This window comes from Brachyspira sp., assembly GCF_050873525.1.
Lineage (GTDB): Bacteria > Spirochaetota > Brachyspiria > Brachyspirales > Brachyspiraceae > Brachyspira.
On record NZ_JBNMIZ010000133.1, the window covers coordinates 1 to 7,368 of the forward strand.

Sequence of the window (7,368 nt, forward strand, 5' to 3'; positions counted from 1 at the left end):
ATTTAAAATATTTATTTAATAAAGCATCATAAGTTCCGTTTTCTTTAAGAGTAGCCAAAGCCTTATTAATATCGTCCAAAAGTTGAGTATCTTCTTTTCTTATGGCTATGGCATATTCTTCGCTTTCCGAATCAGTTTCAATCAATTTTAATTCTGGATTTTGAGCCGAATAATTTTTAGCGGGTTCATAATCCAAAACCACCGCTTGAACTTTTTTCGCTTTTAGTCCTATAATCGCTTCGGAAGTTGCGTTATATCTTTGAACTTTAACATCTGGAAGTTCCGATACGATTATATCTCCCGTATATCCTAAAACCACGCCAACTTCTTTTCCATTCAAATTGTCAAAATTATTTATGCCGTTTTCATCGTTATTGACTACTATTGCCTGCTGTGATTTATAATAAGACTCGGAGAAATTGACATTCTTTTTTCTTTCTTCAGTCGCCGTCATTCCCGCAATTATCAAATCGATTTTCTTTTGTTGTAATGCTGGAAGCAAACCGTCAAAAGCCATATCTTTAATTTCAATTTCCACATTTATGAGTTTGGCTATTTCGTTTACAAGCTCAATATCGAAACCTATAATATTTTCACCGTCTCTGTATTCAAAAGGCTCGAACTCGGCGTTTGTTCCAATATACAGCTTGCTGCTTTTTTCTCCGCAACTCATAATCGCGATAATAACAATCGCAAAACCTACAATTACTTTTAGAATATTATTTTTGAACATAATATACTCCTTCAATAGTTTAAAATTTTTTATAAGATTATTATTTGTAGAATTTTATATTATTACTCAAAAAAATCAAGTGGAAAATTAATTATTTTTTTAAATGATTAAAAATAATTTTGAAATTTATTCTTCTATAAGATTATCGGTGATTTCCAAATTCGTAGCGACTGCCGAAACATCGTCATGGTCTTCAAATAAAGAAATAATTTTCATAACTTTTTTAGCTTCGTTTTCCGCTATAGTCATATTATTATCAGCCACTCGAACTATTTCGGCGCTTTCGGGTTCTATTCCTTTTTCTTTCAATGCATCGACTATCGAAGATAAAGATTCCATAGGTCCCGTTATCGTAAATACTTCTCCGTCCTGTTCTATATCTTCCGCTCCAGCATCCAAAACTATTTCCATTAAACTTTCTTCCGTATTTCCAGCCGAAGGAATCATAACAATCGCTTTTTTCTTAAACTGCCAAGATACGCTTCCGTTTTCCGCTAAATTTCCGCCGTTTTTACTAAATATTGACCTTATTTCCGCAGCGGTTCTGTTTTTATTATCCGTTGCTACATCGACTATAATTGCAACTCCGCCTGGCGCATATCCTTCGTAAGATATTTCTTCTATAGTAGCGCCGTCTCCTCCGCCCGCTCCTCTCTTTATCGCTCTGTCTATATTATCGTTCGGCATATTCGTTCCTTTAGCCTTAACTATAACCATTCTCAATCTTGCATTTTGCGCGGGGTCGGGGCTTCCGCCTTCTTTTACTGCGATAGTTATTTCTTTCGCTATTTTAGACCAAATTTTTCCTTTTTTTGAATCGTTTGCCGCTTTTTTATGTTTAATACTTGCCCACTTGGAGTGTCCAGACATATTGCACCTCTATTAAAAAATTATTGTTTTAATTATTTATTGGGACAAATTATATAATAAAAATTAATTGCTGTCAAATATTTTAATTGCCCAAATATTCACAATTTATTTAATAATTGAAAAAAATAAAAAATATATTATAATATGTTTTTATAATAAATTTAATTAAATTAGTATAGAATTATGGATAAATGATTGGATTTTGAAAAAATATTTAAGTTTTCTAATATTTAAAGGAGTCTAATAAGATGAATTATGATAATGATAACGAACTAGATAAAATTTTTGTAAAGCTAGATAAACTAGATACTGAAGAAAATAAAAATAATAAACTTAAAGAAAGCGTTAGAAATATAAAAAATGAACTCCCGCAACTTTTAGACGAAGAAGCTACAGATGAAGAAAATTTAAACTATTTAATTAGAGAAGTTTTTAGAGAAGATTATACAAATATTTTTTATTTTACTAATGCTTCATATACTATTATTGATGAAAAGAAAAATAATAAAGAAAAAAATATTAGGAAATTGTATTTAAGACCTCAAAAAGGAACATTTTTGCAAGACAGAATGCCAGATAATTTAACTTTGTCTTTCAGAGGATTTATTAGGATTGGATTTTTTGTTATAAATGAAATTTCTGTTATCGGAGAATATGACGGTAAAAAAGATAACGAATTGGAAATAAAAGTTGTTCCTTATCATACGAATATACCTGAAGGACATAGAGGAGAATATTTAAATGAGTTAATTAATAATTCAGAATCTATAAGGCAACATTTAAATAAAAATCTTGAAAATTGGAGAGAATATTTATCATGGAAACAAGAGCTTGTAAAAATAAGGCTTGCAGGAATAAAATATTTTAACTGTTATTATTATTATGACGATAGAAGAGATTTGCCAAATATAGTTTTTCAACTTGTATCTCCGTCTAAAAAAGATTTTGAGAAAATTATAAAATATTTAAGAAGAGAGAATATAAAAGTATTTGATAATAATTACTCGACTAACAAATGGAAATTTAATTTTAACGAAAAAAATAGAAGTTTAAGAAGGGCGGTAGATTTGGGAAAATTTTCAGATATAATTAAAGAAATGCCTTATAATCCTACTCCCGAAGAAATACAAAAAATTAATAATAGCGATAAATTATATAAAGGACGAGATTTCAATATTAACGGCGAATATAAAAATAATATAGAAAAAATTTCAGAAAATCCTTATTTGATAGAAATGGCTTTTGAAATAGGAGAAGACTATTACGATGAAATAAGAGATAAAGAACTTAACAAAACTGAAATGGAAGAATTTATTAATAATGAAATTATTAGAAAAATAAATAGAGATGAAGGCGGATTTTTGGCTTTATCCGCGGTTGGAGAATTCGCTTTAAATAGAAGATTGCGAGAAGCGATTTCAAAGTTAGGAAGAGACGAAGGCTATTCTCCAAATTTGGCTCAATGGCTTTTCGATATTAAAAAAGCGGAAGTTCCTTCTATAGAAAATGTAAATATCGAGAAATGGCTTAATAAAGGCATAGAAAATAACGAACATCAAAAATTAGCGGTTAGGAAAATGATTGCCACTAAAGATGTTTGCTTAATACAAGGTCCTCCTGGAACTGGAAAAACTACGGTTATTGCCGAAGCCATATATCAATTTGCTTTAAGAGGCGAAAGAGTATTGATAGCATCACAAACAAATTTAGCGGTGGATAACGCTTTGGAAAGACTTGCAAAAGAACCCGTAATTAGAGCAATAAGATTAAACGCGTCAAAAACTACAGAAGATATAGCTCATATGACGGAAGATAAAGTATTAAAATATTTTTTTAGCAATATTTCGGATAAATTAAAAGAAAATTATTTAAATAATTGGGAAAATAACGAGAAGTTTTTAAATAATATAGAAATTCATTTGAGAGATATTGGACAATATTTGGAACAAAAGAGTCATTATAATGAGCAATTAAATAAATTAGTTGAAGAAAGAAATAATTTAAATAACGATATAGAAAATCTTAATAATAATATTAATGAGATAAAAAATAAAAATAGCGAAATAAACGGAATAAAAAATCAAATGAACCTTTTTAATAATTTTATAAACGGTTTAATAAATAATAAAGATTCCGAAAGCGACTTTGTTCTTCCTAAAGATTTGACTTCTAAAATATTGGACGATATAATATTGCCCTTAAATTTACTAAACGAAATAAATTTAGACAGATTAAATATTAGAAATATAAATATTGACGACATGGGAAACGATATTTTAACAAATGGTTTAAAAGAAATATTTAAAAATGTTTATAGATTTTATGATTTGACTTCTTTGGTTTCAAAGTCCGATAACAAATCTAATCCAGAACTCGAGTCTTTAAAATCTAAAAGAGATGAAATAAAAGATAAAATGGGAGTTTCGGATATAAGCGATGAAGAATATGATAAATTATCGGATGAATTTAGAAAATTAAATAAAGAAATATCTAATTTCAAAATGGATACTTTTGAATTAAAAGAAACTCATAAGGCTTTACTCTCGGATAATATAAAAAATGAATTTATGACATCAAAAGACACTAATATCATAAAAGAAGTAATAAATAAAAATATTGCGGAAGTGGACAATATTAATAAAGTATTGCATAATATGAAAAGTTATTTAGATAATTATGAATTGTCGCTTAAAGAGGAAGATTATAAACAAAAAGAAAACGAATTGAAAACAAGCGAAGGCAGATTGTCAGTTATTTCAGAAGAAGAAAATAAAACGAGAGAATATTTAAAAGATATTGATAATAAAATAAATAAACTAAAAAGAGAAAATAATATTGAAAACGATATTAACGATAACGATATTTATATCCGACTTGAAAATAGGAGACAGGAATTATCAAATATAATTAAAGACGGAGAAGCTTTAAAAAATAAATTTGGAGATTTTATAAAAGAATTTAACAATAAACTTGAGAATATAGATATTAAATACGAAAACGAATATTATAAAGAAACTTATGTAAATTCATGCAATGTCGTTGGAATTTCTTGCACGGAAAATCCTAAAATTTTGGAAGAGAAAGAATTTAAGCATTTTGATGTCGCTATAATTGACGAGGTAAGCAAGGCTACTCCGCCCGAACTTTTAATACCTATGCTTAAAGCGAAAAAAGTTATATTAGTGGGAGACCATAGGCAGCTTCCTCCCCTATTTGGAGAATATGAAAGGTCTTATAAAGAGATAGTGGACAATATAGAGGATACGGATGAAAATAAAGAAGTAAAACAAATTCTTACTGAAGAAAATTTTAAAAAGTTTGAAAATATGGTTACTTCCTCTATATTTAAAGAATATTTTGAAGAGGCAGACGAGAATATAAAACATTCGCTTTTGAGTCAGTTTAGGATGCATAGCGATATAATGGAGGTTATAAATAGATTTTATGAAAATAGATTAAAATCTGGTTTATTGGAATCGGGAATGACTAAAGAAAAAGAAAACGAAGCTAAAGCACATTTATTAGAAATAAAAAGAATAAATAATCTTCCATTTATAACTAAAGACAGACATGCATATTGGATAGATTCTTCCGTTATAAAAACGAGGCAAAGCAAAGAAGAAAAAATATACGAATCTATGACTTCCACAAGCACTTCTATATATAATGTATTGGAAGCTCATATAGCGGTAGAATTAGTAAAGAAAATCGCAACCGAATATAAAAAACTTAATTTAGGAAGACAAGTTTCGGTAGGAATAATAAGTTTGTATCAGCTTCAAGTTAATAGAATAAGAGATATGATAAAAAAGGAGAGAAGAAAGAAATTTGATTTTTCGGCGGTAAATATAGATGTTAATACGGTGGATAGATTTCAGGGAAAAGAGAAAGAAATAATTATAGTTAGTTTGGTTAGAAATCCCGAATCGGGAAAATCTCGCTCCAAACATATAACCGCATTTGAAAGAGTAAATGTAGCATTTTCAAGAGCGCAAAACGCTTTATTTATAATTGGAGCAGAAACGCTTTATAAAGATTTGGATGTAGAAATGCCGTATATGGATAGAAAAGGAATTTTCAAACGAAAAGTATATAAGGATATTATAGAATATCTTTATAGAAACGCTTGCTTTTTCCAAAGCGACTGTGTTATAGATTATAATAAAGCGGATATTATTTTAGAATATAATAAAAATCATAAAAATAATAGAAATTCAAATAACGATAATAGGAATAATCATAATAATGCAAATAAAAATAAACAAAATAATAAGCAAAATAATAATATAAATAATCGTAATAATAACAAAGGCGATAAAAAATAAATATTAGAGTGAGAAGTTATGAAAATACAAATGCAAAACGCGGGTAAAATATTTTTTTCTAAACCTTATGCAAAATATAAATCTGTAGTAACACATTTTACATCAAGAAAATCTACAGCTATAGAATGGATGATATTAGAATTGATAAAAATATATTCCAACGATAACGAATATACCAATATATCGTTAAAAACAATAATAGAGGGAATGCTTTTTGTTCCCGATACCGATATTTTGGTTAAACCTTCGATTATTGAACTTATAGGAATTAACGCTATAGAAGATAAAAATAATTTAATAGATGAAAATATTTCTCTTGATAGCGTATCGTTATCTCATTTGGCTTTGACTCAACATGGAAGAGAATTGCAGGAGCGAGGTTTGATTCCTGGAAAAGAATCCGAAGAAGAAATAGTTTTTATTTACGATAAATTAGAAAACGATTTGAAATTGGAAGCTGATAATAAAATAGATTTGAAAAGAGAACATAAAGGAATAGAACTTTCAAATAATTCAGATTTGATTTTTGATGAAAATAGAGCGAGGCAAATTTTAGAAGAGAAAAAAGACAGAGGAAAATTTACTTGGCTTCAACCGACTTCGGAAATAAAAAATATAGATAAGGGCGAAACTGAAATTTTATGGAGAGATTTAAACGATGAAATAAATATATTAGAAAATGGCAAATTGGAATTGATTAATTATAAAGATAAAGAAATATTCAATAGATTATTAATTGAGAATATAGACAATTTATTTAAATTAGAAAATATGGAAATGATAGAATTTAAATCTTTTGATTACGGCAATTTTCAAAATTTACTTAATATATTTAGCGCCGAATCCATCTCAGATAAATTAAGAAATATATTGAATAACAGAGATTTTGTAATTGTAAACAATAGCTATAAAGACTTAATTGATTACGAAAAGATAAATACTAATTTGCTTTTAATTTACGGAAAAGAAAATTTTTCTATAGATATAAAAGATAAAAAAATGATTGTGAATATAAATGAAAATATGCCTTTCGATAATTGCATTGCTTTAAATAAAGATAAAACAAATTTATGCATCGCCGATTTTGAAGTTTATAACGATTTTGGAAAGAAAAATATCGTATTAGGTTATTCATGCTCATATAATAACGATTTTAAAGATTTAGAAGAAGAATTAATAAATAAACATATATATTATGACGCTCGAATAGTTCTTTTGCCTTTATTCGTTTCTAAAGATAATAATATATTTAAAAATAATATCGTTAAACATTTTAATAATATTGAAGAAATAGGCGATTCTTTAGATTTTTTACGAAGTATAATAAACGAAGCGAAAAAAATAAAATTAAACGATAATGAAGCTAAAAATATACTCGTTAATATAATATCTAAAAATAGTAAAGTAAACGAAATAAATAATATAGAAAAACTTAAAGAA

General features: G+C 27.5%; 4 protein-coding genes. 2 read left to right on the plus strand and 2 right to left on the minus strand.

Features of this window, described 5'->3' with window-relative positions:
- Together ACR0QS_RS09070 and ACR0QS_RS09075 are read right to left on the minus strand one after the other, a co-directional pair.
- Positions 1–733 (minus strand): basic amino acid ABC transporter substrate-binding protein (locus tag ACR0QS_RS09070; RefSeq protein ID WP_432633121.1); only part of this gene is annotated, 733 nt, incomplete at its 3' end.
- A 126-nt stretch (positions 734–859) separates the two neighbouring features.
- Complete coding sequence (locus ACR0QS_RS09075; protein WP_432633122.1) at positions 860–1,603, minus strand: YebC/PmpR family DNA-binding transcriptional regulator; 744 nt, start codon at positions 1,601–1,603, stop codon at positions 860–862.
- Between the two features lie 248 nt (positions 1,604–1,851).
- Between ACR0QS_RS09075 and ACR0QS_RS09080 the strand changes: the two genes are divergently transcribed.
- Both ACR0QS_RS09080 and ACR0QS_RS09085 read left to right on the plus strand, forming a co-directional pair.
- Entirely contained in the window at positions 1,852–5,928 is a 4,077-nt protein-coding gene (locus ACR0QS_RS09080) for an AAA domain-containing protein (RefSeq protein ID WP_432633123.1), read from the plus strand.
- Positions 5,929–5,946: 18 nt separating this feature from the next.
- Positions 5,947–7,368 (plus strand): hypothetical protein (locus tag ACR0QS_RS09085; protein ID WP_432633124.1); only part of this gene is annotated, 1,422 nt, incomplete at its 3' end.